Annotated in this window: 21 protein-coding genes and 3 pseudogenes; 15 read left to right on the top strand and 9 right to left on the bottom strand. The window is 59.7% G+C overall.

The features are described 5' to 3' along the window. Window positions 1-70 precede the first annotated feature (70 nt). Complete coding sequence (gene mtgA / locus ACZ9BB_RS25785) at window positions 71-793, top strand: monofunctional biosynthetic peptidoglycan transglycosylase (protein WP_476217369.1); 723 nt, start codon at window positions 71-73, stop codon at window positions 791-793. A 96-nt stretch (window positions 794-889) separates the two neighbouring features. On the opposite strand, the gene rpoH is transcribed toward mtgA, so the two are convergent. The 4 genes from rpoH to ftsY all read right to left on the bottom strand — a co-directional run bounded on the left by rpoH (window position 890) and on the right by ftsY (window position 5080). Continuing rightward, window positions 890-1744, bottom strand: a complete 855-nt coding sequence (gene rpoH / locus ACZ9BB_RS25780) for an RNA polymerase sigma factor RpoH (RefSeq protein WP_007897890.1) — start codon at window positions 1742-1744, stop codon at window positions 890-892. A gap of 113 nt (window positions 1745-1857) precedes the next feature. Next, on the bottom strand, window positions 1858-2880 hold the full coding sequence (gene ftsX / locus ACZ9BB_RS25775; RefSeq protein ID WP_476217366.1) for a permease-like cell division protein FtsX: 1023 nt from the start codon (window positions 2878-2880) through the stop codon (window positions 1858-1860). Further along, window positions 2877-3548, bottom strand: coding sequence for a cell division ATP-binding protein FtsE (gene ftsE / locus ACZ9BB_RS25770; RefSeq protein ID WP_105340799.1), 672 nt, complete (start codon window positions 3546-3548; stop codon window positions 2877-2879). Before ftsE ends, ftsX begins: the two co-directional genes overlap by 4 nt. After that, entirely contained in the window at window positions 3545-5080 is a 1536-nt protein-coding gene (ftsY, locus tag ACZ9BB_RS25765; protein WP_476217363.1) for a signal recognition particle-docking protein FtsY, read from the bottom strand. Before ftsY ends, ftsE begins: the two co-directional genes overlap by 4 nt. A 344-nt stretch (window positions 5081-5424) precedes the next feature. Between ftsY and ACZ9BB_RS25760 the strand changes: the two genes are divergently transcribed. From ACZ9BB_RS25760 to ACZ9BB_RS25740, 5 genes and pseudogenes are all read left to right on the top strand, one after another. After that, window positions 5425-6780: a M16 family metallopeptidase gene (locus ACZ9BB_RS25760; protein WP_476217362.1), complete on the top strand. Its 1356-nt coding sequence runs from the start codon at window positions 5425-5427 to the stop codon at window positions 6778-6780. Further along, window positions 6773-8263, top strand: coding sequence for a M16 family metallopeptidase (locus tag ACZ9BB_RS25755; RefSeq protein WP_476217360.1), 1491 nt, complete (start codon window positions 6773-6775; stop codon window positions 8261-8263). Before ACZ9BB_RS25760 ends, ACZ9BB_RS25755 begins: the two co-directional genes overlap by 8 nt. After that, a complete protein-coding gene (gene rsmD / locus ACZ9BB_RS25750) occupies window positions 8263-8880 on the top strand; it encodes a 16S rRNA (guanine(966)-N(2))-methyltransferase RsmD (protein ID WP_476217359.1) in 618 nt (205 codons plus the stop codon). Before ACZ9BB_RS25755 ends, rsmD begins: the two co-directional genes overlap by 1 nt. A gap of 72 nt (window positions 8881-8952) precedes the next feature. Next, on the top strand, window positions 8953-9963 hold the full coding sequence (locus ACZ9BB_RS25745) for a hydrolase (RefSeq protein WP_476217357.1): 1011 nt from the start codon (window positions 8953-8955) through the stop codon (window positions 9961-9963). 11 nt (window positions 9964-9974) lie between these two features. After that, window positions 9975-10130 (top strand): annotated as a pseudogene (locus ACZ9BB_RS25740) (helix-turn-helix domain-containing protein); the annotation flags it as partial. A gap of 42 nt (window positions 10131-10172) precedes the next feature. Here the strand turns inward: ACZ9BB_RS25740 and ACZ9BB_RS25735 are convergent. Then, complete coding sequence (locus tag ACZ9BB_RS25735) at window positions 10173-11027, bottom strand: sulfurtransferase (protein ID WP_476217355.1); 855 nt, start codon at window positions 11025-11027, stop codon at window positions 10173-10175. Window positions 11028-11090: 63 nt separating this feature from the next. After that, the gene (locus ACZ9BB_RS25730; protein ID WP_476217354.1) at window positions 11091-11762 is read right to left on the bottom strand and encodes a TetR/AcrR family transcriptional regulator; all 672 of its coding nucleotides are present in this window, start codon (window positions 11760-11762) and stop codon (window positions 11091-11093) included. A 149-nt stretch (window positions 11763-11911) separates the two neighbouring features. Here ACZ9BB_RS25730 and ACZ9BB_RS25725 point away from each other — a divergent pair, with 149 nt between their 5' ends. The 5 genes and pseudogenes from ACZ9BB_RS25725 to ACZ9BB_RS25705 all read left to right on the top strand — a co-directional run bounded on the left by ACZ9BB_RS25725 (window position 11912) and on the right by ACZ9BB_RS25705 (window position 16568). Further along, complete coding sequence (locus ACZ9BB_RS25725) at window positions 11912-13342, top strand: coniferyl aldehyde dehydrogenase (RefSeq protein ID WP_476217353.1); 1431 nt, start codon at window positions 11912-11914, stop codon at window positions 13340-13342. A 28-nt stretch (window positions 13343-13370) separates the two neighbouring features. After that, window positions 13371-13916 carry a twin-arginine translocation pathway signal protein gene (locus ACZ9BB_RS25720; protein WP_476217351.1) on the top strand — a complete coding sequence of 182 codons (546 nt, stop codon included), beginning with the start codon at window positions 13371-13373 and terminating at the stop codon, window positions 13914-13916. A 59-nt stretch (window positions 13917-13975) separates the two neighbouring features. Next, a pseudogene (locus tag ACZ9BB_RS25715) lies at window positions 13976-15572 on the top strand (GMC family oxidoreductase). Window positions 15573-15687: 115 nt separating this feature from the next. Next, window positions 15688-16167, top strand: a complete 480-nt coding sequence (gene coaD, locus ACZ9BB_RS25710; protein ID WP_007897855.1) for a pantetheine-phosphate adenylyltransferase — start codon at window positions 15688-15690, stop codon at window positions 16165-16167. 149 nt (window positions 16168-16316) lie between these two features. Continuing rightward, window positions 16317-16568 (top strand): YfhL family 4Fe-4S dicluster ferredoxin, encoded by a 252-nt coding sequence (locus ACZ9BB_RS25705; RefSeq protein WP_003195146.1) that lies wholly within the window; start codon window positions 16317-16319, stop codon window positions 16566-16568. A gap of 40 nt (window positions 16569-16608) precedes the next feature. On the opposite strand, the gene ACZ9BB_RS25700 is transcribed toward ACZ9BB_RS25705, so the two are convergent. The 3 genes from ACZ9BB_RS25700 to ACZ9BB_RS25690 are packed head-to-tail and all read right to left on the bottom strand — an operon-like array spanning window position 16609 to window position 18641. Continuing rightward, window positions 16609-16932, bottom strand: a complete 324-nt coding sequence (locus ACZ9BB_RS25700; protein ID WP_476217346.1) for a multidrug transporter — start codon at window positions 16930-16932, stop codon at window positions 16609-16611. 54 nt (window positions 16933-16986) lie between these two features. Next, window positions 16987-17799 (bottom strand): bifunctional DNA-formamidopyrimidine glycosylase/DNA-(apurinic or apyrimidinic site) lyase, encoded by an 813-nt coding sequence (gene mutM, locus ACZ9BB_RS25695; RefSeq protein WP_476217344.1) that lies wholly within the window; start codon window positions 17797-17799, stop codon window positions 16987-16989. 29 nt (window positions 17800-17828) lie between these two features. After that, on the bottom strand, window positions 17829-18641 hold the full coding sequence (locus tag ACZ9BB_RS25690; RefSeq protein WP_476218425.1) for an HDOD domain-containing protein: 813 nt from the start codon (window positions 18639-18641) through the stop codon (window positions 17829-17831). Between the two features lie 382 nt (window positions 18642-19023). Between ACZ9BB_RS25690 and ACZ9BB_RS25685 the strand changes: the two genes are divergently transcribed. The 4 genes and pseudogenes from ACZ9BB_RS25685 to ACZ9BB_RS25670 all read left to right on the top strand — a co-directional run bounded on the left by ACZ9BB_RS25685 (window position 19024) and on the right by ACZ9BB_RS25670 (window position 23927). Then, a complete protein-coding gene (locus ACZ9BB_RS25685) occupies window positions 19024-20220 on the top strand; it encodes a class I SAM-dependent rRNA methyltransferase (protein WP_205888710.1) in 1197 nt (398 codons plus the stop codon). A 442-nt stretch (window positions 20221-20662) separates the two neighbouring features. Further along, window positions 20663-21743 (top strand): annotated as a pseudogene (locus tag ACZ9BB_RS25680) (SagB family peptide dehydrogenase). After that, complete coding sequence (locus ACZ9BB_RS25675) at window positions 21740-22714, top strand: diiron oxygenase (protein ID WP_476217341.1); 975 nt, start codon at window positions 21740-21742, stop codon at window positions 22712-22714. The pseudogene ACZ9BB_RS25680 and the gene ACZ9BB_RS25675 overlap by 4 nt, the downstream one beginning before the upstream one ends. Continuing rightward, window positions 22707-23927, top strand: coding sequence for a multidrug effflux MFS transporter (locus ACZ9BB_RS25670; protein ID WP_476217339.1), 1221 nt, complete (start codon window positions 22707-22709; stop codon window positions 23925-23927). Before ACZ9BB_RS25675 ends, ACZ9BB_RS25670 begins: the two co-directional genes overlap by 8 nt. The last annotated feature ends 225 nt before the right edge of the window (window positions 23928-24152 follow it).

Genomic DNA, 24152 nt, shown 5'->3' with positions numbered 1-24152 from the left:
AACTCCAGTCAGACTCGATCAACAGGGTCTGTATAATGGCCGGCTCAACGGGTTCGGCCAAGCCATCTCTATGCTGCAGTTAATTTTCCGCCGTTTCACGAAGGCCCTGCTCTGGTTCGCGGCTGGCAGCGTATTGCTAGTGTTGCTGTTTCGGGTGGTGCCGCCACCGGGAACGGCATTGATGGTCGAACGCAAGATCGAATCCTGGCTCGACGGCGAACCCATCGACCTGCGACGCACCTGGAAACCCTGGGATGAGATCTCCGACGACCTGAAAGTCGCGGTGATTGCCGGTGAAGACCAGAAGTTTCCCGAGCATTGGGGCTTTGATTTCAGCGCGATTCAGGCGGCATTTGCGCATAACGAGCGCGGTGGCTCGATTCGCGGCGCCAGCACCCTGAGCCAGCAAGTGTCGAAAAACCTGTTCCTGTGGTCTGGCCGCAGCTGGCTGCGCAAAGGCCTGGAAGCCTGGTTTACCGGACTGATCGAAGTGTTCTGGCCCAAGCAGCGGATTCTTGAGGTATACCTCAACAGCGTCGAGTGGGATGAAGGCGTGTTTGGCGCCGAAGCGGCGGCCCGACATCACTTTGGCGTGGGCGCTGGTTCGCTGTCCCGGCAGCAGTCGAGTTTGCTGGCGGCTGTATTGCCGAACCCACGGGTGTGGAGCGCCAGCCATCCGACGTCTTACGTTGCAAGGCGGGCCGGGTGGATTCGCCAGCAGATGAGTCAGTTGGGTGGGGACAGCTACCTGGTTGGCCTCAACGATTCGCGCCGGGCACCTTGGGCTCAATAACCGCTCCCACAGAGATCAAGGCGAGCCTGAAAAATGGGTACAAACAAAAACGCCCCGATCAATGATCGGGGCGTTTTTTTATTGTCGGCGCTGCGGTTATGCGGCGATCGACAACTTGAGCTTGTTCATCGCGCTCTTCTCGAGCTGACGAATACGCTCGGCCGACACGTTGTACTTCTGCGCCAGGTCGTGCAGCGTGGCTTTTTCTTCTGCCAGCCAGCGCTGGTAGAGGATGTCGCGGCTACGGTCGTCCAGCACTTCGAGCGCTTCGTGCAGGTTGTGATTGGAGTTGTCGCTCCAGTCGGCGTCTTCCAGTTGACGGGCCGGGTCGTACCGGTGGTCTTCCAGGTAGTTGGCCGGCGATTGGAAAGCACTGTCGTCGTCCGCTTCCGCGGCCGGGTCGAAAGCCATGTCATGGCCGGTCAGGCGACTTTCCATCTCGCGCACTTCCCGAGGCTCTACACCGAGGCTTTCCGCCACGCGATGGACTTCCTCGTTGTTCAGCCAGGCCAGACGCTTCTTCTGGCTGCGCAGGTTGAAGAACAGCTTGCGCTGGGCCTTGGTGGTCGCGACTTTCACGATCCGCCAGTTGCGCAGGATGAACTCGTGAATTTCCGCCTTGATCCAGTGCACTGCAAAGGACACCAGGCGTACGCCCATTTCCGGGTTGAAGCGCTTGACCGCCTTCATCAGGCCGACGTTGCCTTCCTGGATCAGGTCAGCCTGGGCCAGGCCGTAGCCGGAATAGCTACGGGCAATGTGTACGACAAAACGCAGGTGGGCGAGCACCATCTGCCGAGCCGCCCCCAAATCCTGCTCATAATAGAGACTCTCGGCCAGTTCACGCTCCTGCTCCGGCGTCAGCAATGGAATGCTGTTCACGGTGTGCACATAGGCCTCCAGGTTCGCACCCGGGACCAGAGCATATGCAGGCTGCAAAGAATTGGTCATACGAAAAAACCTCCGACTTACATAACTCGTGCAGTTCAGCACTGCGAAAATTGACCGGAAACCAAAAAACAAGTTCCCATAAACGCTGAAAGGTCAATACGAGCGAAATGATATTACTTTGGCGCAAGCTCCCGGAGGTGGCGTGCGACTGCAATCCATGCACCGATATACCCCAACAGCACCGCGCCAAGCAAGAGCGACAGACCGTCGGCAACTGGCACTCCGGCCAGCGCAAAATCACTGCCGTACAAACCGGCCAGTCCAACCACCGCGTCGTTCAGCCAGTTCAGGCCGAACGCCAATACGCCCCAGGAAAGAATCCCCGCACCGAAGCCATAAAGCGCACCCATGTACAGAAAGGGCCTGCGTACATAGCTGTCAGTGCCGCCGACGAGTTTAATCACTTCTATCTCTGTGCGGCGGTTTTCAATATGAAGACGAATGGTATTGCCTATCACCAAAAGTAATGCAGAAACCAAAAGCACGGTCAGACCGAAGACAAATCGGTCGCCCAGCTTGAGGATGGCCGCCAGACGCTCGACCCAGACTAGATCAAGTTGCGCCTGTTGTACCTTCGGCAACTCGGAAAGTGTTTGTCTCAATGCTTCAAGCGCCGGCTTGTCGACCTCCTTCGGGGTCACCAGGACCACGCCCGGCAGCGGGTTTTCCGGCAGCTCCTTGAGCGCTTCGCCCAGGCCGGACTGCTGCTGGAACTCTTCCAGCGCCTGATCTCGACCGACGTATTCGGCGTCGGCCACGCCCGGCATGCCCTTGATTTGCTCGCGCAACGCCTCGCCCTGCGCGGGGCCGGCATCGAGTTGCAGGTACAGGGAAATTTGCGCCGCACGCTGCCACGAACCACCGAGACGCTCGACGTTACTCAGCAAAAGTGACAGGCCCATCGGCAAACTCAGGGCAACCGCCATCACCATACAGGTGAAAAAACTACCGATCGGGTGTTTACCCAAGCGGCGCAAGCTGTCCAGCAGACTGGCACGATGGCTTTCGACCCAGGCGCGGCACAGCGTGGCGAAGTCCGGGCCGTCGTCATCGTCGCGCTTTTTCTTCTGCGGTTGCGGATCGGCGGCCTTCGGGGCCACACGCTCGGAAACCTTGGGGCTACGTGTCGCACTCATACGCCAGCCTCCCCGTCGCCGATCAATCGGCCGCGCTGCAGGGTCAACATGCGATGACGCATGCGGGCAATCAGTGCCAGGTCGTGACTGGCGATCAGCACGCTGGTGCCCAGACGATTGATGTCTTCGAACACACCCATGATTTCTGCCGCCAGACGTGGGTCGAGGTTACCGGTCGGTTCGTCGGCCAGCAGCAAGGCTGGACGGTGAACGATGGCGCGGGCGATGCCGACGCGCTGTTGCTGGCCGGTGGAAAGGTCGCCGGGGTAGAGATCGGTTTTGTCCGAGAGCGCCACGCGTTCCAGGGCCGAATCCACGCGTTTGGCGACTTCGGCCTTGGACAGGCCAAGGATCTGCAACGGCAACGCGACGTTATTGAACACCGTGCGATCGAACAGCAACTGGTGGTTCTGGAACACTACGCCGATCTGCCGGCGCAGGAACGGAATCTGCGCGTTGCTGATGGTGCCCAGGTCTTGCCCTGCCAGCAGCAATTTGCCGGTGGTCGGTCGCTCCATGGCCAGCAATAGCCGCAACAAGGTGCTTTTACCGGCGCCGGAATGGCCGGTGACAAACAAGAATTCGCCCCGACGGACTCGAAAGCTCAGCTCATGCAAGCCGACGTGACCGTTCGGGTAGCGTTTACCGACCTGTTCGAAACGAATCATGAACGCTCCCGCTCGGCAAACAATGCCTGGACAAAGGGTTCTGCTTCAAAAGTACGCAAATCGTCGATGCCTTCACCGACGCCGATGTAGCGAATCGGCAAGCCAAATTGCTTGGCCAAAGCGAAAATCACCCCGCCCTTGGCCGTGCCGTCGAGCTTGGTCAGCGCCAGGCCGGTCAATTCGACGGTCTGGTTGAATTGCTTGGCCTGATTGATGGCGTTCTGGCCGGTACCCGCGTCGAGTACCAACAGCACTTCATGAGGGGCATCGGCATCGAGCTTGCCGATTACTCGACGAACCTTTTTCAGCTCTTCCATCAGGTTGTCTTTGGTGTGCAGACGACCGGCGGTGTCGGCGATCAAAACATCGATCCCACGGGCCTTGGCGGCCTGCACGGCATCGAAGATGACCGAAGCCGAGTCGGCGCCGGTGTGCTGGGCGATGACCGGAATCTTGTTGCGCTCGCCCCAGACCTGCAATTGTTCGACTGCGGCGGCGCGGAAGGTATCACCGGCGGCGAGCATGACCTTCTTGCCCTCGAGTTGCAGTTTCTTCGCCAGTTTGCCGATGGTAGTGGTTTTGCCGGCACCGTTGACACCGACCACCAGAATCACGAACGGCTTGTTCTGCGAGGTGATTTTCAGCGGTTGCTCGACGGGCTTGAGCATCGCTGCCAATTCCGCCTGCAAGGATTTGTACAGCGCGTCGGCATCGGCCAGTTCTTTGCGAGCAACTTTCTGAGTCAGGCGCTGAATGATCACCGACGTCGCTTCGACGCCGACATCAGCGGTCAGCAAACGGGTTTCGATGTCTTCGAGCAGCTCGTCATCGATGATTTTCTTGCCGAGGAACAGGCTGGCCATGCCCTCGCCAATGCTGGCGCTGGTCTTGGACAGGCCCTGCTTGAGGCGGGCGAAGAAACCGGCTTTGGACTCTTCGGTACGCACAGGCTCGACCGGCGTTGCGGCGAGCGCAACAGGTTGGGCGACAACGGGAGCGATGATCGGTGCAGGTGCAGGTGCAGGCTCTGGCGCTTGAGCAACCGGAGTAACTGGAGCAACCGGCGCAACGAATGCTGGCACTACAGGCTCTGGAACAACCGGTGCACGCTCGGCCACGAACACGGGTTCGGTTACCGGGGCAACCACTGGCGCCCGAACCGGCTCGGGAGTAAACACAGTCGGAGCAGGAATCGGTGGGGCAATGTGAGGCGCTTGCTCATCTTCGACCAACGCCACCGGCTCTTCCGCCACTGGTAACGTCAGCCATGGCTCGGCGGTTGGCGTCAGCGGCAATGGGGCCACGACTTCGGTTTCAGGCTTGAACCCGACCGCGGATTGCAGCACCGGCTCGGCGATCGGCGGGGCAATTGGCGCAGGCTCTTGTTCCATGGCCGGCGCAGGTGTTGGCTCAGGAAGTGGTTGTGGCTGTTCGACAACGGGTTCCTGCGGCTTTTTGCGCAGCCATCCGAACAGGCTTTTCTTCTCGCCAGCCGCAGCTGGGGTCTTCTTGTCGTCGTTGGAACCAAACATGGAGGACGGCTATCTCACGGTAGCGACGCGCCAAAGGGCGCCTCGGCAATAAATAATTCGATGCAGAACAGACTGCGATTCATCCAGCTTGTTCACGCGCAACATTTTGTCGAGGTGCAAACGGCACCTTGCAAAAAACGATTTCACGAAGGACTGAAGCGGCAAAATCGGCGAAAAAGCAGAGTTTAGTCGATAAACCCCAGCCTTCTGCCGTAAACCCATACAACCTGATCAAACGTAAAGGCCTGATAGGCGTGGCCGCCAGTAAAACGGATCAGTATCCTAGCACCTCCTCGCCCGCCTAGGCTAAGACCAAGCGGGCAGCCCAACAGGTTTAAAAACGAATGAATGCTCTAGCCCGCCGCGCTGCAGGCCTGCTGTTCAGCACAGTTTGTCTGCCCCTCTCGGCCCTGGCTGCCGATCCACAACCCACCCACGAATTCACCCTCGACAACGGCTTGAAGGTTGTCGTGCGCGAAGACCATCGTGCGCCGGTCGTCGTTTCCCAGGTCTGGTACAAGGTCGGCTCAAGCTACGAGACCCCGGGCCAGACCGGGCTGTCTCACGCGCTGGAGCACATGATGTTCAAGGGCAGCGAGAAAGTCGGCCCCGGCGAAGCCTCGCTGATCCTGCGCGACCTCGGTGCCGAAGAGAACGCCTTCACCAGCGATGACTTCACCGCGTATTACCAAGTGCTGGCCCGCGACCGCCTGGGCGTGGCCTTCGAGCTGGAAGCCGACCGCATGGCCAACCTGCGCCTGCCGGCCGACGAGTTCACCCGCGAGATCGAGGTTATTAAAGAAGAGCGTCGCCTGCGCACCGACGACAAGCCGATGTCCAAGGCCTATGAACGCTTCATGGCCATCGCCTACCCCGCCAGCGGCTACCACACGCCGACCATCGGCTGGATGGCGGACCTGGACCGCATGAAAGTCGAAGAACTGCGCCACTGGTACCAATCCTGGTACGTGCCGAACAATGCCACTCTTGTGGTGGTCGGCGATGTGACCCCGGACGAAGTCAAAACCCTGGCCCAGCGCTACTTCGGCCCGATCGCCAAGCGCGACGTGCCGTCGGCGAAAATCCCGCTGGAACTGGCCGAACCCGGTGAGCGGAAGATCACCCTGCATGTGCAAACCCAATTGCCGAGCCTGATGCTGGCCTTCAATGTGCCAAGCATCGCCACCGCCGAAGACAAACGCTCGGTGAACGCCCTGCGCTTGATTTCCGCCCTGCTCGACGGCGGCTACAGCGGGCGCATCCCGACGCAACTGGAACGCGGCGAAGAGCTGGTGTCCGGGGGTTCGTCGAGCTACGACGCCTACACCCGTGGCGACAGCCTGTTTACCCTGTCGGCCTCGCCAAACACCCAGAAAAAGAAAACCATGGCCCAGGCTGAAGCCGGCCTGTGGAAACTGCTCGAACAGCTGAAAACCACCGCACCGTCCCCGGAAGAGCTGGAGCGGGTGCGGGCGCAGGTCATTGCCGGCCTGGTCTACGAGCGTGACTCTATCACCAGCCAGGCCACCGCCATCGGCCAACTGGAAACCGTCGGCCTGTCCTGGAAACTGATGGATACCGAGCTCGCCGACCTGGAAAGCGTGACCCCGGAAGATATCCAGAAGGCTGCCAAGCTGTATTTCACTCGCGAACGTCTCAGCGTCGCCCATGTACTGCCACAGGAGACGACTCATGAGTGAGCGTAAAACATCGCGCCTGGCCCTGATCGGCCTGGTCGCTGTCGCACTGATCGGGTCTGCCGCTTTCTATTTGTCCAAATCCGACGAATCCAGGGCCAGCGAAGCCCTCGACAAAGCCAAGGCCACCCAGAAGCTGCAATCGCTGGCAGAACTCGACAGCAAGGCTCCAAGCCATCGCTCGCTGAACGTACAGACCTGGAACACCGCCGAAGGCGCCAAGGTACTGTTCGTCGAAGCCCGTGAGCTGCCGATGTTCGACATGCGCCTGATCTTCGCCGCCGGCAGCAGCCAGGACGGCAATGCACCCGGTCTGGCGCTGCTGACCAACGCCATGCTCAACGAAGGTGTGGCCGGCAAAGATGTCGGCGCCATCGCTCAGGGCTTCGAAGGATTGGGCGCTGACTTCAGCAACGGCGCGTACAAAGACATGGCGCTTGCCTCCTTGCGCAGCCTGAGTGCCGTGGACAAGCGTACGCCTGCCTTGAAGCTGTTCGCTGAAGTCGTCGGCAAACCGACCTTCCCCGCCGACTCCTTCGCCCGCATCAAGAACCAGATGCTGGCCGGCTTCGAATATCAGAAACAGAACCCCGGCAAACTCGCCAGCCTGGAGCTGATGAACCGCTTGTATGGCGATCACCCGTACGCGCATTCCAGCGACGGCACGGCGAAAAGCATTCCACCAATCACCCTGGCGCAGTTGCGAGCCTTCCATGAGAAAGCCTACGCCGCCGGCAACGTGGTGATTGCGCTGGTAGGCGACCTGTCGCGTGCCGAGGCCGAGGCGGTTGCCGCACAAGTGTCCGCCGATCTGCCCAAAGGTCCGGCGATGGCGAAAGTCGAACAACCGACCGACCCCAAGTCCAGCATCGGTCACATCGAGTTTCCGTCCAAGCAAACGAACCTGATGATCGCGCAACTGGGCATCGACCGTGACGATCCGGATTACGCGGCGCTGTCCCTAGGCAACCAGATTCTTGGTGGCGGTGGTTTCGGCACCCGGTTGATGAGCGAAGTGCGCGAGAAGCGCGGCCTGGCCTACGGCGTGTATTCGGGTTTCAGCCCGATGCAGGTTCGCGGCCCGTTCATGATCAACCTGCAAACCCGCGCCGAGATGAGCGAAGGCACCCTGAAACTGGTGCAGGATGTACTCGCCGACTACCTTAAGACCGGCCCCACCCAGAAAGAACTCGACGACGCCAAGCGTGAACTGGCCGGCAGCTTCCCGCTGTCCACCGCCAGCAACGCCGATATCGTCGGTCAGCTCGGCGCCATGGGTTTCTACGACTTGCCGTTAAGCTATCTGGAAGACTTCATGCAGCAGTCCCAGAGCCTGACCGTCGAACAAGTCAAAGCCGCACTGAACAAACACTTGAGCACGGACAAACTGGTCATCGTCAGCGCTGGCCCGACCGTGCCACAAAAGCCGTTGCCGGCCCCTACTGATAAACCTGCCGAGCAGCCGCTCGGGGTTCCGGAGCATTAATGGCCCATCCATCGCGTCCTAAAAAACCTGTTCACAACGTGCACAACGGCGTGAATCAACTGCGCATCATCGGCGGCGAATGGGGCAGCCGAAAACTGAGCTTCCCCGATGCGCCAGGCTTGCGTCCAACGCCGGACCGAGTCCGTGAAACCCTGTTCAACTGGCTCGCGCCTTATGTCGCAGGGGCCAAGGTACTTGATCCATTTGCCGGCAGCGGTGCGCTGTTTCTGGAAGCTTTGTCCCGTGGCGCAGCAATGGGCCAGGCACTGGATGCCAGCAACATTGCGGTAGCGAGCATCAAGGAACATCTGGGCACCCTGCGCTGCACCACCGGCCAGGTACAGACGGCCGACGCCTTGCGTTATCTGGAAACCCAACCGGCCACGGCGTTCGATCTGGTATTCCTCGACCCGCCGTTCAATCAGAATCTGTTGCCGGTCGTTTGCACCCTGCTTGAGGAGCGTAACTGGCTGGCCAACGATGCGTGGGTCTACACTGAAAGCGAAACCGCACCATCGATACTTGGCTTGCCGGGAAACTGGCGCCTGCATCGGGAGCAGAAATCCGGACGGGTGTATTACGCATTGTGGCAACGTATGGCAGGGATCGCCGGCTAGTCCGGCCTGAGAAACGGTGCGAAGCTCAGTCAGCTAACGCTGCGGGTAAGCACCGCTGCATCGAGAGCAATCGTGTCCCATCTGCCAGAACGTTTCACCCCCGCCTTCACGCCCGCCTACGGCCTGGGCAATCCGCACTTACAAACCCTTTGGGGACCGCTATGTCGCAAAACCACGCATATCGAGCGTGAGCGAGAACGCTTGTGGCTTGAAGACGGCGATTTCCTTGACCTGGACTGGCACGGTCCCCACAGCGCCAATGCGCCGTTGGTACTGGTGCTGCACGGTCTGACCGGCTCATCGAATTCGCCTTACGTGGCTGGCATGCAAAAGGCGTTGGGCACCCAGGGTTGGGCCAGTGTCGCGCTGAACTGGCGAGGCTGCTCCGGCGAGCCCAATCTATTGCCGCGCAGTTACCATTCCGGGGCCAGCGAAGACCTGGCGGAAACTATCAAACACCTGCGCACCCAACGCCCCCTCGCGCCGCTGTATGCGGTCGGTTATTCCATGGGCGGTAACGTGTTGCTCAAGCATTTGGGCGAAACCGGCAGCAACAGCGGAGTGCTAGGCGCCGTGGCAGTGTCGGTGCCGTTTCGCCTCGATCATTGCGCCGATCGTATCAGCCAGGGTTTTTCCAAATTCTATCAAGCGCATTTCATGCGCGAGATGGTCGCCTATATCAAGAACAAGCAGCGCAAGTTCCAGCATGACGGACATGAGGATGGCCTGGCGGCGTTGGCAGCGTTGGGCTCGCTGGAGAACTTGCGCACCTTCTGGGAGTTCGATGGCCGGGTCACCGCACCGCTGAATGGTTTCGCCGATGCCGCGGATTACTATCGTCGCGCTTCGAGTCGTTATTTCCTTGGAGAAATTCGCACGCCGACCCTGATTATCCAGGCGGCCGATGACCCGTTTGTGTTTCCCCATAGCCTGCCGCTAGCCGACGAATTGTCCGCTAGCACTCAATTCGAGTTACAGGCCAAAGGTGGGCACGTCGGTTTCGTCGAGGGCTCGTTCCGGCAGCCGGGTTACTACCTGGAACGGCGCATTCCCCAATGGCTGGCCACCACAGGGCGCAAGTAAAGCATGGGTAGCGATCAGGGCGAATCGAGGCGCTATTGCAGGGTGGCTGCCAGCCGCTGGAAGTCGCGACGCAGCTGGGTTTTGCCGACCAGAGCCATCTGAGTCGGCAATTCAAGCAGGTTTATGGCGTAGGGCCGGGGGCGTATCGCAGCGCGCGGCAGCTGTGAATCTCAAAAGCACCTTCTCGCCCCACATTACTGGATCTGCGTTTACTCGCCCTTGGCGACGCCTCGCGCGGGATCGTTGATCCACTCGCTCCACGACCCGGCATACAACGCCCCCAATGGATAACCCGCCAGGCACAGCGCGAACAGGTTGTGGCAAGCCGTCACCCCGGAACCGCAATACGCGACCAGCTCCGTCGGCGAACGACTACCGAGCTTCGCGGCAAACCGCTGCTTGAGTTGATCGGCCGGTAGGAACCGCCCATCGCTGCCCAGGTTGTCGGTGAACGCGGCACATTGTGCGCCGGGGATGTGCCCGGCAATCGGATCGATCGGCTCCACTTCGCCCTTGAAGCGCGGCAGGCCGCGGGCGTCGAGCAAGGTCAGCGCTGGCTGGCCGAGACGTTGCTGGAGCTGTTCGGCGCTGAGCACCAACGCAACATCTGGCGTCCCGGTGAAGGTGCCGCGGGTGACCGATGGCGGATCAAGACTCAGGGGCAGTCCGGCGGCGTGCCAGGCTTTCAACCCGCCATCGAGAATGAACACACCGTCGCGTTTGCCCAGCCACGCCAGCAACCACCAGGCCCGCGCCGCGTAGGCACCGGGACCGTCATCGTACAAAACCACTTCGCTGTCGGCGTTGATGCCCCAGGCTTGCAAGCGCTCGATCAAGTCGGCGGGCTCAGGCAACGGATGGCGCCCGGTCACACCCTTGACCACCGCCCCGCTCAAATCACGCTCAAGATCGGCAAAGCTCGACCCGGCAATATGCCCTTCGGCATAGCTGCGCTGACCGTAATCCGGGTCTTCGAGGGCAAAACGACAATCCAGAATCACCAGCCCCGGCGCCTCCTTTTTCAGGTCCAACGCTTGCGGGCTGATCAGTTGCGCAATGGGCATAACGGGCTCCTGTGATGGGTCGACTTTCAATCCTGCAGCACTTGCTGATTCATTGCTGCCAGCCTAATTCACTTCTTCCAGGGCTTGGGCCAGCGGTACGTAAAACTCTTCGAACAAGGCATTTACCGCGTCGCGCGATTGATCGGTGACGAACCCGGCCTCCAGCACCAACACCTGATAGACGCCCCGCTTGATGGCCTGTTCGCTCAGATGGTTTGAGTTCTCGCGCGTGGTGCACAGAAAACGCACCCAGGACGTGAGGATGATCCAGGCATTGAGGGTCAGGGATTCGATCTGCACGCGGTCCATGTTCAAGATGCCAGCCGTAACAAACCCTTCGTATATGGCCGTGCCCTGGATCAGGCAGCGCTGGGAAAAGCGCCGGTAACGGGCGGCCAGCTCGGGATCGCTGTCGAGTAAATGCTCGAGGTCGCGATGCAAGAACCGGTATTGCCACATGGCGGCGAGCAATTCCTTGAGATAGAAGCGCTTGTCTTCGACTGTCGCGGCGCGGCCCTGGGGTGGGCGCAGGAAGCTGTCCACCAGGTTTTCGTACTCACTGAACAACACGGCGATGATCGCCTGCTTGTTGGGGAAGTGGTAGTACAGGTTGCCCGGGGAAATCTCCATGTGGGCAGCAATGTGGTTGGTGCTGATGCTGCGCTCGCCCTGTTGATTGAACAGCTCCAGGCTGTTCTGCACGATGCGCTCGCTGGTTTTGATCCGAGGGGCCATGGCTTGAGCTTTAATTCAGAGTGCGATGACAGGCATCTTACGACCTATCCGCGGATGGATAAAACAAAGCTGCACCAGGAAGGTACATTTGACTTTCTAGAGCATAGACTCTAAAAAGTTCCTCATTCTAATAAATCCCGGAGCCGATCATGCCTGCTGACATCGCCTACCTGAATAATCTGCAGCAGCCCCTGGACGAACTCCAAACCCTGTTCGACTCCCAACGCGCAGCGTATGCAGGCAACCCGATGCCACCCGCAGCCCAGCGTCAGCAATGGTTGAAGGCATTGCGGGACCTGTTGAGCAATGAGCGCCAGGCCCTGATCAATGCGATCAGCCAGGATTTCAGCCACCGCAGCGCCGATGAAACCCTGCTCGCCGAACTGATGCCCAGCCTGCACGGCATTCACTACGCCAGCCGGCACCTCAAAGACTGGATGAAAGCCTCGCGACGCAAAGTCGGCATCGCCTTTCAGCCCGCATCGGCCAAAGTCGTTTACCAACCGTTGGGCGTGGTCGGGGTGATCGTGCCGTGGAACTATCCGCTTTACCTGGCCATCGGGCCGCTGGTGGGGGCGTTGTCGGCGGGTAACCGGGTGATGCTCAAGCTCAGCGAATCGACCCCCGCCACCGGCTTGCTGCTCAAGGAACTGCTGGGGCGAATTTTCCCCCAGGACCTGGTCTGCGTGGTGCTGGGCGAGGCCGATATCGGTGTGGCGTTCTCGCGGCTGCGTTTTGATCATTTATTGTTCACCGGCGCCACCAGCATCGGCAAACACGTGATGCGCGCGGCGGCCGAGAACCTGACTCCGGTGACCCTCGAGCTGGGCGGCAAGTCCCCGGCCATCGTTTCCCGCGATGTGCCGCTCAAGGACGCCGCCGAACGCATCGCTTTCGGCAAGACCCTCAACGCCGGGCAAACCTGTGTTGCCCCGGATTACGTGCTGGTGCCGGAAGACCGTGTCGGCTCGTTCGTCGAAGCCTATCGTCAGGCGGTTCGCGGGTTTTATCCAACGCTGGCCGACAACCCGGACTACACCGCCATCATCAATGACCGACAGCTGGCGCGGCTCAATGGCTACCTCAGCGACGCCACCAGCAAGGGCGCGCTGCTGATTCCGCTGTTCGAGCAGGGCCAGGGCCGGCGCATGAGTCATAGCCTACTGCTCAATGTCAGCGACGACATGACGGTGATGCAGGACGAAATCTTCGGTCCGCTGCTGCCGATCGTGCCGTACAAAGATCTCGATGAAGCGTTTGCCTACATCAACCAACGGCCTCGTCCGCTGGCGCTGTACTACTTCGGCTACGACAAGCGCGAGCAAAACCGCGTCCTCCACGAAACCCATTCGGGCGGCGTTTGCCTCAATGACACCTTGCTGCACGTTGCTCAGGACGACATGCCGTTCGGCGGTATCGGTGCCTCGGGCATGGGCCACTACCACGGTCGCGAAGGTTTCCTGACCTTCAGCAAGGCTAAAGGTGTGCTGATCAAACAGCGCTTCAACGCGGCGAAGCTGATCTATCCGCCGTATGGCAAAGCCATTCAGAAACTGATCCAGAAGCTGTTTATCCGCTAATCACCATCGCCGCCGGGTAATAACAATAATGAGCCCAAGCCTGTTCGATACACCCGCGCTGTCACGGCGCGGCCTGCTTAAATTCAGCCTGGGCGCCAGCGCCTTTCTGGCCACGGCCGGATTAGGCGCGAGCCTCGGCGGCTGCTCGTCGAGCGTCCCGGCCAGCGGTTTCGCGATTTTGCGCAGCGGCGACCTGCCGTTTCTGCGCGCACTGATCCCGGTAATGCTTGATGGCGCCGTGGCGGTTGAAAAAATGTCGGTCGCCGTTGCCGAGACCCTGCACTCCCTGGATAACGGCCTGAATCACCTGTCGCCGGAAATGCTCAAGCTGACCCGGCAATTGTTCGATGTGTTGGGGATGAGCATCACTCGCGGACCACTGACCGGGATCTGGGGCAGTTGGGAAAACGCCAGCAGCGAAGCGATCCGGCACTTTCTCGACCGTTGGGAAAACAGCTCATCGAGCCTGCTGCGCATGGGCCACAACTCGTTGCTGCAAATGGTGATGATGGCGTGGTACAGCCGGGCGGGGTCGTGGGCGCATTGTGGGTATCCCGGGCCGCCCACGGTTTGAGACCGAGTCGACCCTATCGCGGGCAAGCCACCAAATCCAAATAATAAGAGAACCCGAACATGCCCGTACCCGATCCGTTCCGCGAAGGCCTGGCCCGTGGCTGGAAAACCTACAACGGCGCCCGACTGAGCCAGGACCTGACCCTCGAAGCAGACGTGGCGATCATCGGCAGCGGTGCCGGCGGCGGAACCACCGCCGAAATCCTCAGCGCCGCCGGCTACAAGGTGTTGCTGATCGAAGAAGGCCCGCTCAAGACCAGCAGCGACTTCAAGATGCTCGAAGACCAGGCCTACACCAGCCTCTATCAGGAAGGCCTCGGGCGCATGAGCAAGGACGGTGCGATCACTATCCTCCAGGGCCGGGCAGTGGGGGGCACCACGCTGATCAACTGGACCTCGAGCTTTCGCACCCCCGGATCCAACCCTCGTTCATTGGGCCAGGGAACATGACGTCAAAGGCCACACACCGGCCGAGATGGCGCCCTGGTTCGAACACATGGAACAGCGCCTGGGCGTCGCCCCATGGCCAGTGCCGCCCAACGCCAACAACGACGTCATCCGTAAAGGCTGCGAAAAGCTCGGCTACGCCTGGCATGTGATACCGCGCAACGTGCGCGGCTGCTGGAACATCGGCTATTGCGGCATGGGTTGCCCGACCAACGCCAAGCAATCGATGCTGGTCACGACCATTCCGGCGACCCTGGAAAAAGGTGGCGAGTTGCTCTATCTGGCCCGTGCCGAAAAGCTCTCGATCCAGGACGGCAAGGTCACTGGCCTGCAATGTGTGGCGATGGATGAGCGTTGTGTCGCGCCCACTGGTCGCATGATTGCGGTCAAGGCACGGCATTACGTGCTGGCCGGCGGCGGGATCAACAGCCCGGCGCTGCTGTTGCGCTCAGAGGCGCCGGATCCGCATGAGCGACTGGGAAAACGGACGTTCCTGCATTTGGTCAACATATCCGCCGGGCTGTTCGACGAGGTGATCAACCCGTTCTACGGCGCGCCGCAGTCGATCTATTCCGACCATTTCCAATGGCAGGACGGCGCTACCGGCAAGATGTCCTACAAATTGGAGGTCCCACCGCTGCATCCGGCGCTGGCCACCACCCTGCTTGGTGGCTTCGGCACGGAAAATGCCCGGCACATGGAGAACCTGCCGCATACCCACGCGATGCTGGCGCTGCTGCGCGATGGCTTTCACCCGGACAGCCCTGGTGGCCGTGTCGAATTGCGCGGTGACGGCACGCCGGTACTCGACTATCAGGTTTCACCGTATGCCTGGGACGGGTTGCGCCGGGCGTTCCATAGCATGGCCGAGATCCAGTTCGCCGGTGGCGCCAACGCGGTGATGCCGGTGCACGCCGACGCTCGTTACGTAAAAACCCTCGCCCAGGCGCGCACGCTGATTGATGACCTGAGCCTTGAGCTGTATCGCACGCGCCTGGGCAGTGCTCATGTGATGGGCGGTTGTGCCATGAGTGAAGACCCGAAAAACGCCGTGACCGACAGCCTCGGCCGACATCATCAATTGCGTAATCTGTCGATTCACGACGGCTCGCTGTTCCCCACCAGCATTGGCGCAAACCCACAATTATCGGTTTACGGACTGACGGCGCAATTGGCGACATCATTGGCTGAACGTTTGAAAAACCCATGAAAACGCGGAATATTCCCATCGTCTATAGTGCTTTCTTACCCAACAGGCGACTTGGCCGACCGGGAAGGCTGCGATACCATCCGACTCCCCAACGGACTCCCGCCAGGACGACGCGATGAACCGAGTGTTGTACCCAGGTACCTTCGACCCTATTACCAAGGGCCATGGCGATCTGGTCGAACGCGCCTCGCGCCTGTTCGATCATGTGATCATCGCCGTGGCCGCAAGCCCGAAGAAAAACCCGCTGTTCCCCCTGGAACAACGTGTGGAGCTGGCTCGCGAGGTCACCAAGCATTTGCCGAACGTTGAAGTCGTCGGCTTCTCGACGCTGCTCGCGCACTTCGCCAAAGAGAAGAACGCCAACGTGTTCCTGCGTGGTTTGCGCGCAGTCTCGGACTTCGAATACGAATTCCAGCTGGCCAACATGAACCGCCAACTGGCACCGGATGTGGAAAGTCTGTTTCTTACCCCGTCCGAGCGTTATTCGTTCATTTCCTCGACGCTGGTCCGTGAAATCGCAGCCCTGGGCGGCGATATCACCAAGTTCGTCCATCCGGCGGTCGCTGACGCCCTGACCCTGCGCTTCAAAAAGTAGGCGCTGGCGCTGGCTGCAAGCTTTTGCAGCCACCGCAGTCTGTGATCTGCTGCACTTGATCGCGCCCGCGTGCACTGCGGGCGCCAATGCGGCACAATTACGCGCATTGGTTTATTGCGCCCGGGCCTGCCGCCCTGGCTGGAGTTAGCATGTCCCTGATCATCACCGACGATTGCATCAACTGCGACGTCTGCGAACCCGAGTGCCCGAACGCCGCCATCTCCCAGGGCGAAGAGATCTACGTGATCGACCCCAACCTGTGCACGCAATGTGTCGGCCACTACGACGAACCGCAGTGCCAGCAGGTCTGCCCGGTGGATTGCATCCCGCTGGACGAGGCCCATCCGGAGACTGAAGAACAGTTGATGGAGAAGTACCGCAAGATTACCGGCAAGGCTTGAGTCATTCGGCGCCTGTCAGGGCGCCGAAGCTTTTACAGTCTCACTCCCGCTGCTCAAACCCCTCCCCGACACACCCCAGACACCGTACGAATGCCGCTTTCGCCGGGTCAACCACCAGCGCCTGCCCCGCATCGCCAATGCCGCCACCCAGCGCGGTAAACGGCAACGACACCACAAACACGCCCGCACCAATCACCGTCGCCGCGACCAACAAAGGTCGGGCAATCAGCAAGTCGCCGATCATGGCGTAGGCCGGTGGGTTCTGGATGGTGTAACGCGGATCGCCGCTGCCGTTCTCAGCCGCCAGCGCGGGCGCTCCGACACTTAGCAGCAGCATGACGACAAGGGTTCGAAACAGATTCATGGCACGGTCCTTCGGCTAGGCAATGAGAACACTGACTATAGACCGTAGGCGATATCAGCTCTGACAACGCGGGCAAAAGACGCTCGCGCGCTGCCCAAGCTTGACTTCCCGCAGCCCGGAGCCACAAACCTTGCAGTGTTCACCGCCACGGCCATAGACGAACAGCTCCTGCTGGAAATAACCCGGTTGGCCGTCGCCACCGATGAAATCGCGCAACGTGGTACCGCCCCGTTCGATCGCAAGAGCCAGAATGCGCTTGATCTCGATCGCCAGCCTCAAATAGCGTGCCCGGGAAATACTCTTGGCTTCGCGGCGCGGGTCGATGCCGGCGGCAAACAGCGCTTCGGTCGCGTAGATATTGCCGACGCCGACCACTACCGCGTTATCCATGATGAACGGTTTGACCGCCATGGACCGCCCGCGGGATTGCTGGAACAGACGCTCGCCGTCAAACAGGTCGGTCAACGGCTCCGGCCCCAGGCGAACCAGCAGCTCGTGATTAAGCGGGTCGAGGCTCCAGAGCATCGCCCCAAACCGTCGCGGGTCGGTGTAACGCAGGGCCAGGCCCGATTCCAGTTCGATGTCCACATGCTCATGTTTGGCCGCCGGCAGGCCGACTTCCACCAGCCGCAGATTGCCCGACATGCCCAAATGACTGATCAGCGTGCCGACCTCGGCGTTGATCAGCAGGTATTTGGCGCGCCGCTCCACCAGCACGATGCGCTGGCCGGAGAGCCGCACATCCAGGTCTTCGGGGATCGGCCAGCGCAGACGGCGCTCACGCACGATCACCCGGCTGACGCGCTGGCCTTCCAGGTGCGGTGCAATCCCGCGGCGGGTGGTTTCGACTTCCGGCAGTTCAGGCATGGGGCTCTCGAATCAGGCGAGTTCGACACTCAACGTGTGGCGAGGTCGCGAATCTCTTGTTTCTGGGTTTCGAAATCGTATTCCGATAAACCGATGTAATCGAGCACCAAGTGGCCGACAGTGTTCCATTCATGGTCTTCGGACTGGATGCCCAGTACCCGATAGGAGGCGCAAATGTGCTCGGCCATCTTCAGGATTGCCAGCAGGTTTTTCAGCGGCGTATTGCGGGATGATTCATCGCTGAAAATGGCCAGGGCATTGTGATGGTTGGCAATGGCCTGGGTGACATGTTCCGGCAGGCGCCAGGACTTGGCGGTGTAATACCCGACCACGGCGTGGTTGGTGTTGTATTGCTTGTTTTCGGTATCCACCACCCGGCATTCGGCGCTGGCATTGCCATAGGCCTGTTCCAGCACTTTCATGTAGTCGGGGAATTTCTTGAGCATCAACGGGATGCCGCAATCGTGGAACAGGCCCAGCGCATAGGCTTCATCACCGGCCTGGACACCGACGCGCTTGGCCAGGGTCAGGCACGTCATCGCCACGTCCTGCGCCGTGTCCCAGAAACGGTTGAGGGTGACGATCGCGTCGTCGTTCAGCTCGCCCTTGATCGACTGCGCATTGATCAGGTTGATGATCGAACGGCTGCCCAACAGGTTCACTGCCCGCTGGATCGCGGTGATCTTGTTACTCAAGCCGTAGTACGGCGAATTGACGATTTTCAGCAAGGCACCGGACAGGCCTGGATCCTGGGAGATCAGCTTCGCGATCACCTCCAGGTCCGGGTCGGGCATGTACTGCTCCATCTGCAGATCCACCATGATCTGCGGCTGGGCCGGCACGCTGATGCCTTGCAGGGACTGTTGAATCTGTTCAGAAGACAGCTCTTGGGACATAAGTACACACTCCGGGTCAGGCGGGGATTCTAACCCTTAAAAAGATGGATCCGACACCTTGGCCGGCACACCGCTTGAAGTTTCATCAGCAAATGCTCAGCCCCTCTCCCGGGTACAAAGCAACCTACTTTGACGAGGGAGTTTGCTCCCGCTCGGCTGCGAAGCAGTCGCAAATCCTGCGAATGCGGTTTGCCTGAGTGCACTAACTACCGCTTATGGGACGGCTTCGCCATCCAGCGGAAGCAAGCTCCCTCGCCACATGTCCACTCACCGGCCTATCCGGGATCTCAACACGCTATACTCCCGCTCTTTTTTCCGGAGCGACGTCATGTCCCTGCCTAGCCTGCGCCTCAAAGCCAACGCCGACCGACGCCTGCGAAATGGCCACCTGTGGGTCTACAGCAACGAAATCGATGTAGCCGCTACTCCTTTGCACGGTTTCAAGGCTGGCGATCAGGCGATCCTCGAAGCCGCCGGCGGCAAACCGCTGGGCATCGTGGCCATGAGCCCGAACAACCTGATCTGCGCCCGCCTGCTGTCGCGCGACATCAAGTTGCCGCTGGACAAGTCGCTGCTGGTGCATCGCCTGAACGTTGCCCTGTCCCTGCGCGAGCGCCTGTTCGACAAGCCGTTCTATCGCCTGGTCTACGGTGATTCCGACCTGTTGCCAGGCCTGGTGGTCGACCGTTTCGGCGACATTCTGGTGGTGCAGATCGCCTCGGCGACCATGGAAGCGCATAAAGATGATGTGATCGCGGCGCTGACCCAAGTACTCAAGCCAAGCGGCATTCTGTTCAAGAACGATTCCGCTGCCCGCGACGCTGAAGGCCTCAACCGCTACGTCGAAACCGTGTTCGGCCTAGTACCGGAGTGGGTCGCGCTGGAAGAGAACGGCGTGAAATTCGAAGCGCCAGTCATCCAGGGACAAAAAACCGGCTGGTTCTACGACCACCGCATGAACCGCGCGCGTCTGGCACCTTATGCCAAAGGCAAACGCGTACTCGACCTGTACAGCTACATCGGCGGCTGGGGCGTGCAAGCGGCGGCGTTCGGCGCCAGTGAAGTGTTTTGCGTCGACGCGTCGGCCTTCGCCCTCGACGGCGTCGAGCGCAATGCCGCGCTGAACGGTTTTGCCGACAAAATGACCTGCATCGAAGGCGACGTGTTCGAAGCCCTCAAAGAGCTGAAAGCCAGCGAAGAACGTTTCGACGTGATCGTGGCTGACCCGCCGGCGTTCATCAAACGCAAGAAAGACATGAAGAACGGCGAAGGCGCCTACCGTCGCCTGAACGAGCAAGCCATGCGCCTGCTCAGCAAGGACGGCATCCTGGTCAGCGCTTCGTGCTCGATGCACTTGCCCGAGGACGATCTGCAGAACATCCTGCTGACCAGCGCCCGTCACCTGGACCGCAACATCCAGATGCTCGAACGCGGCGGCCAGGGCCCGGACCATCCGGTTCACCCGGCCATCGCCGAAACCCGCTACATCAAGAGCATCACCTGCCGCCTGCTGCCAAACAGCTGAGTACGCTGATTTGACGGGGAGCCAACAGGCTCTCCGTCAGCCCTTCTGGCCACAACATCTATTCTTCAGCCCCACTTCTTACTTTTGCAGTCCTTCTGACTTGCAGGACGTTTCCCTGCATTTTTTATTTTAAAGAATACGACTTACAAATTTCCTCCATTCGTAAGATCGCTCCGACAAAATTACTGGAACATTCCTACTCAATACCCCCTTGATAAGAATGCATTACAGCCTATGATTAAGTTGTCACCGCGAAGTGACACTCACTTTCAACAAAATCAATGACAAGGAGTCAAAACATGAAAGCAATTACTCTGGAAGCTAACAAGATCGCTAACCTGGCCTTTCTGGTTGCACCAAAAGCCCGCTAAGTAAATGAGACGCTGGGGAGTGCCGGCTACCCAGCGTTTTCTATGGCATTGCCCAGAGCGAACTGTCCATCATGCAGATAAATCCATATTTATTCATACTTCCTCGCACACCCGGCCAAATAGTCTGGAACTACAAAAGCCACAAACAATTTGAACTGAGCCTGGAATATTCAACCCGACTCGCACAACTTATCGACGACCCCGAGCTGTATAGCGACAGCAACATAATAGACACTCAACTTCTAAGTGCCGAAATACTGACAATTTCAAAACAAGACACTATTGAATGGGGTTGGGATGAACTGTCGAAGATATTCCATATCGGCACCAAGAACATTCCCTGCGAACATGTTCCTCAGAACATTCATGAATGGTCGAGGCACTATCTGGACCATTGCACCGAAGTACTGGCTGCACCCGCGCCGGGCACCAGGCGCACAGAATGCCAGGCACGCGAGCTGATTGCCCTGCCAAAACCCTCCTGCCTGCCGCAAGGTTCGCTTGCCAACGCCCTGATCGGCCGAAAAACCTGCCGCACTTTCACCGATGAAGCGGTTTCACTGGAAGATCTTGGCACACTGCTTTACCTGTCCCTGGGTTACTTGCATGAGCGCGAAAATGACGTCGACGACTGCCTTGCCGAAGGTCTCGATGCCCGGCGCAGCAGTCCCTCCGGTGGCGGGCTGAATGCCTGCGAAGGCTTTCTTCATGTACAAAACGTCTGCGGCCTGAAACCCCGGGCTCTACGCCTATCATCCCGCCGACCACGCACTGAGTTTCGTCAACCCGGCACCTGACTCGCCACTAGGGCAATTGCTGTGTGGGCAACACTTCATCGATAACTTGCCCGTGGGTCTGTTTATCACCAGTCGATTCGACAAGCTGTGGTGGAAGTATGAACACTCGCGCGCCTACCGAATGGCCTTCGTGGAGGCGGGGCACCTTTCCCAGACGTTCCAGTTAGTGGCCACCGCGCTGGGGTTGAACACTTGGCTGACCGGCGCACTGGCAGATGATCGGGTAGAAGCCTTGTTGGGGCTCGAGGACAGTGCGGAACAACCGCTGTTTTTTGTCGGCTGTGGCAAAAGCGACGGTCAGGCAATGTGCAAGGAATTGAAGGCGCTGCTCAGCAGCCAGGAGCTGGCGCAATGAATGCCATCATTGAGCGGTCGGAGCATCCCGCTTCCCGGGCCCTTCGTTTCACCCTCGGCGACTGGAATACCCGCGCGTCGGTGCGAACCAGCGAGCACGACTATCTATTGCCGCCAGACCTGGAACAACAGCTGGAAACACGCCACTGGTTTCCCCCGGCCTTCCTCGCTTACCTGAAGCACCCGGCTATCGAAGCGCTGGGCCAAACCGTCATCCATCGGCTGTCGGCCAATCATCTGGTGTATTTCCTCGACTACACCACCTTGCTCGAACACCGCATCGTCAACCGAGCCGTGGAAACCATCATCCATGGTGAACTGAAGGCCTACATCCCTCCACGGATGAAGACCGCCGCACTTCAGCTTTATACCGACGAGGGCTATCACGCGCTGTTCTCCAACAGCCTTGCCGAGCAGGTTGCCGGGATCTACGGGATCAGTCCGCGCCCGGTCATGCCCCACCGCATCACGCAGTTGAACACCCTGCTCGACCGCACACCTGAAAAAAACAGGGCATTGGCCTGGTTTCTTGTCGGGTTCGTGTCGGAGACGATCATTGCCAAGGAGCTGCTCGACATCTGTCGTGACGACCTGGTGTCCAGCGTCCAGGCAATGCTCAGGGATCATCTTTCGGACGAGGCGCTTCACAGCCGCTATTTCTCTGAAGTGTTCCATTACCTGTGGCTGCCCCTGAACAGTCGTCAACGCACGCTCGCCAGCAGGTTGCTGCTGGACATCATCCGGGTTTTCTTCGAAGCCGATGAGCGATGGATGCGGGAAAGCCTGCACAGCGCGGGTGTCGACGAGACCGCCGCCACCGAGATTCTCGGGGAGCTGACTAGCCGCCAAGCCACCCTTCAGCGTGCGCGATCCGGTGCTGGCGCGACGCTTGAGGCTTTGAGAAAAGCCGGCTTCTTCGCCCTGCCATACAACCAGCAACTGTTCACGAGGGCAGGGCTTATCGATGGATGAAGGACACTCTGCGGCAACCCTCAGACAGCGTCGTGGGGCGGTCAGCCTGTTGTTGGCAATGATGCTGCTTGGCGTATTCCCGCTGGATGTCCTGCTTCCCTCGTTCCCGGCGCTCGCCGAACATTTTCGCAGCCCGCCCGCCGACATTGCCCTGTCGATCAGTCTGTTTGCGGTCGGCATCGCGGCCTCTCAACTGCTGATCGGGCCGCTGTCGGATGTGGTTGGACGCAAAGGGCTGTTGCTCGTCGGAATCACCGTTTCGATGCTGGGGGCGGTGGGCTGCATACTGACCACGGACTATGTCCACTTCCTGCTGCTGCGTGTCATTCAGGCACTCGGCTGCGGGTGTTTCGTGCTCTCACAAGCCCTGATTCAGGATCTGTTCGAGGGTGAGGAACGTGACCGGTTGCGGATCCTGATGGTCACCGCCACCGGCATTTTCATCTCGGTCTCACCGTTGGCCGGTACGTTGCTGCAAGCCACGCTGGGCTGGCAGGGTAGCTTCTGGGTGTTTACCGCACTGGCCGGCGTGGTACTGCTCAAAGCCTGGCTGTTTCTCGAAAACACCCGCCCGCCAGCAACCCGCGTGCGGCCGAATATCCTCCAGTCCTACAGTCGGGTCTTGCGTGATGCCGATTTCCTGCCCTACTGGTTGATTTCAGGCTTTGCCTTCGCCTGCCATTTCTCGTTCATCGTGATTTCGCCACTGATCTTCATGGACCAACTCCAGTTATCGGCCTATGACTACTCGCTGATCCTGCTGGTATATGGCGGTGCCTACATCGTCGGCGGCACGGCTGCGATTGTGCTGGGTAAACGCATCAGTCCCGGTCATCAGATCATCAGCGGGCTGAGCCTGATTCTGCTGTCCGGCCTGATCATGCTTTACCTTTCAAACCACGTTGCACTATCACCGCTCACCGTCCTGGTACCGATGCTCATCTGTACCGCCGGCACCACCATCGCCCGACCCGCCGCCACCTCCAAAGCCATGAGCCTGTTCCCTGAAAATGCAGGCACCTCGGCATCGGCCGGCAGCACGGTGATTTTCATTTGCGGCGGGTTGATCAGTGCGCTCATCAGTTTGAGTCCGGCCAACCTGCAATCCACCCTTGGATACAGCTTTGTCATCCTGAGCAGCGTGGCGCTGGCGCTCAACAGTCGCATCAATAGCCGCGCCAAAAGCCCAAGAGCCAGCCCAAGCGTCGAATAACCCCGCCGATCGTCACCCTACGCATTCCATCGACGCTGGATCAGCACTTTCCGGCATTCCCTCCTGACGCCAGCGGTGTAGAATCGCGAGATTCATCGCCAGTCATCCCCCGGCGGGTTTATGAGCTCAAGCTGAAGCGCGCGGCGATCCCGCAAAGTTATCGGCAACCTCCGGACACACGGCCATTTCTGAGTGTTCCAGACGTCAATAGAAGCTCACTTCCCT

Source organism: Pseudomonas sp. TE3552, assembly GCF_056278945.1.
Note: the sequence above shows the minus strand (reverse complement) of the source record. Positions and strands in the feature narration are given on the sequence as shown.

Excerpts from the sequence above, each read along its gene's own strand:
- mtgA (WP_476217369.1), top strand. The coding sequence starts at position 71 with ATGCTGCAGTTAATTTTCCGCCGTTTCACGAAGGCCCTGCTCTGGTTC.
- rpoH (WP_007897890.1), bottom strand. The coding sequence starts at position 1,744 with ATGACCAATTCTTTGCAGCCTGCATATGCTCTGGTCCCGGGTGCGAAC.
- ftsX (WP_476217366.1), bottom strand. The coding sequence starts at position 2,880 with ATGAGTGCGACACGTAGCCCCAAGGTTTCCGAGCGTGTGGCCCCGAAG.
- ftsE (WP_105340799.1), bottom strand. The coding sequence starts at position 3,548 with ATGATTCGTTTCGAACAGGTCGGTAAACGCTACCCGAACGGTCACGTC.
- ftsY (WP_476217363.1), bottom strand. The coding sequence starts at position 5,080 with ATGTTTGGTTCCAACGACGACAAGAAGACCCCAGCTGCGGCTGGCGAG.
- ACZ9BB_RS25760 (WP_476217362.1), top strand. The coding sequence starts at position 5,425 with ATGAATGCTCTAGCCCGCCGCGCTGCAGGCCTGCTGTTCAGCACAGTT.
- ACZ9BB_RS25755 (WP_476217360.1), top strand. The coding sequence starts at position 6,773 with ATGAGTGAGCGTAAAACATCGCGCCTGGCCCTGATCGGCCTGGTCGCT.
- rsmD (WP_476217359.1), top strand. The coding sequence starts at position 8,263 with ATGGCCCATCCATCGCGTCCTAAAAAACCTGTTCACAACGTGCACAAC.
- ACZ9BB_RS25735 (WP_476217355.1), bottom strand. The coding sequence starts at position 11,027 with ATGCCCATTGCGCAACTGATCAGCCCGCAAGCGTTGGACCTGAAAAAG.
- ACZ9BB_RS25730 (WP_476217354.1), bottom strand. The coding sequence starts at position 11,762 with ATGGCCCCTCGGATCAAAACCAGCGAGCGCATCGTGCAGAACAGCCTG.
- ACZ9BB_RS25725 (WP_476217353.1), top strand. The coding sequence starts at position 11,912 with ATGCCTGCTGACATCGCCTACCTGAATAATCTGCAGCAGCCCCTGGAC.
- ACZ9BB_RS25720 (WP_476217351.1), top strand. The coding sequence starts at position 13,371 with ATGAGCCCAAGCCTGTTCGATACACCCGCGCTGTCACGGCGCGGCCTG.
- coaD (WP_007897855.1), top strand. The coding sequence starts at position 15,688 with ATGAACCGAGTGTTGTACCCAGGTACCTTCGACCCTATTACCAAGGGC.
- ACZ9BB_RS25705 (WP_003195146.1), top strand. The coding sequence starts at position 16,317 with ATGTCCCTGATCATCACCGACGATTGCATCAACTGCGACGTCTGCGAA.
- ACZ9BB_RS25700 (WP_476217346.1), bottom strand. The coding sequence starts at position 16,932 with ATGAATCTGTTTCGAACCCTTGTCGTCATGCTGCTGCTAAGTGTCGGA.
- mutM (WP_476217344.1), bottom strand. The coding sequence starts at position 17,799 with ATGCCTGAACTGCCGGAAGTCGAAACCACCCGCCGCGGGATTGCACCG.
- ACZ9BB_RS25685 (WP_205888710.1), top strand. The coding sequence starts at position 19,024 with ATGTCCCTGCCTAGCCTGCGCCTCAAAGCCAACGCCGACCGACGCCTG.
- ACZ9BB_RS25675 (WP_476217341.1), top strand. The coding sequence starts at position 21,740 with ATGAATGCCATCATTGAGCGGTCGGAGCATCCCGCTTCCCGGGCCCTT.
- ACZ9BB_RS25670 (WP_476217339.1), top strand. The coding sequence starts at position 22,707 with ATGGATGAAGGACACTCTGCGGCAACCCTCAGACAGCGTCGTGGGGCG.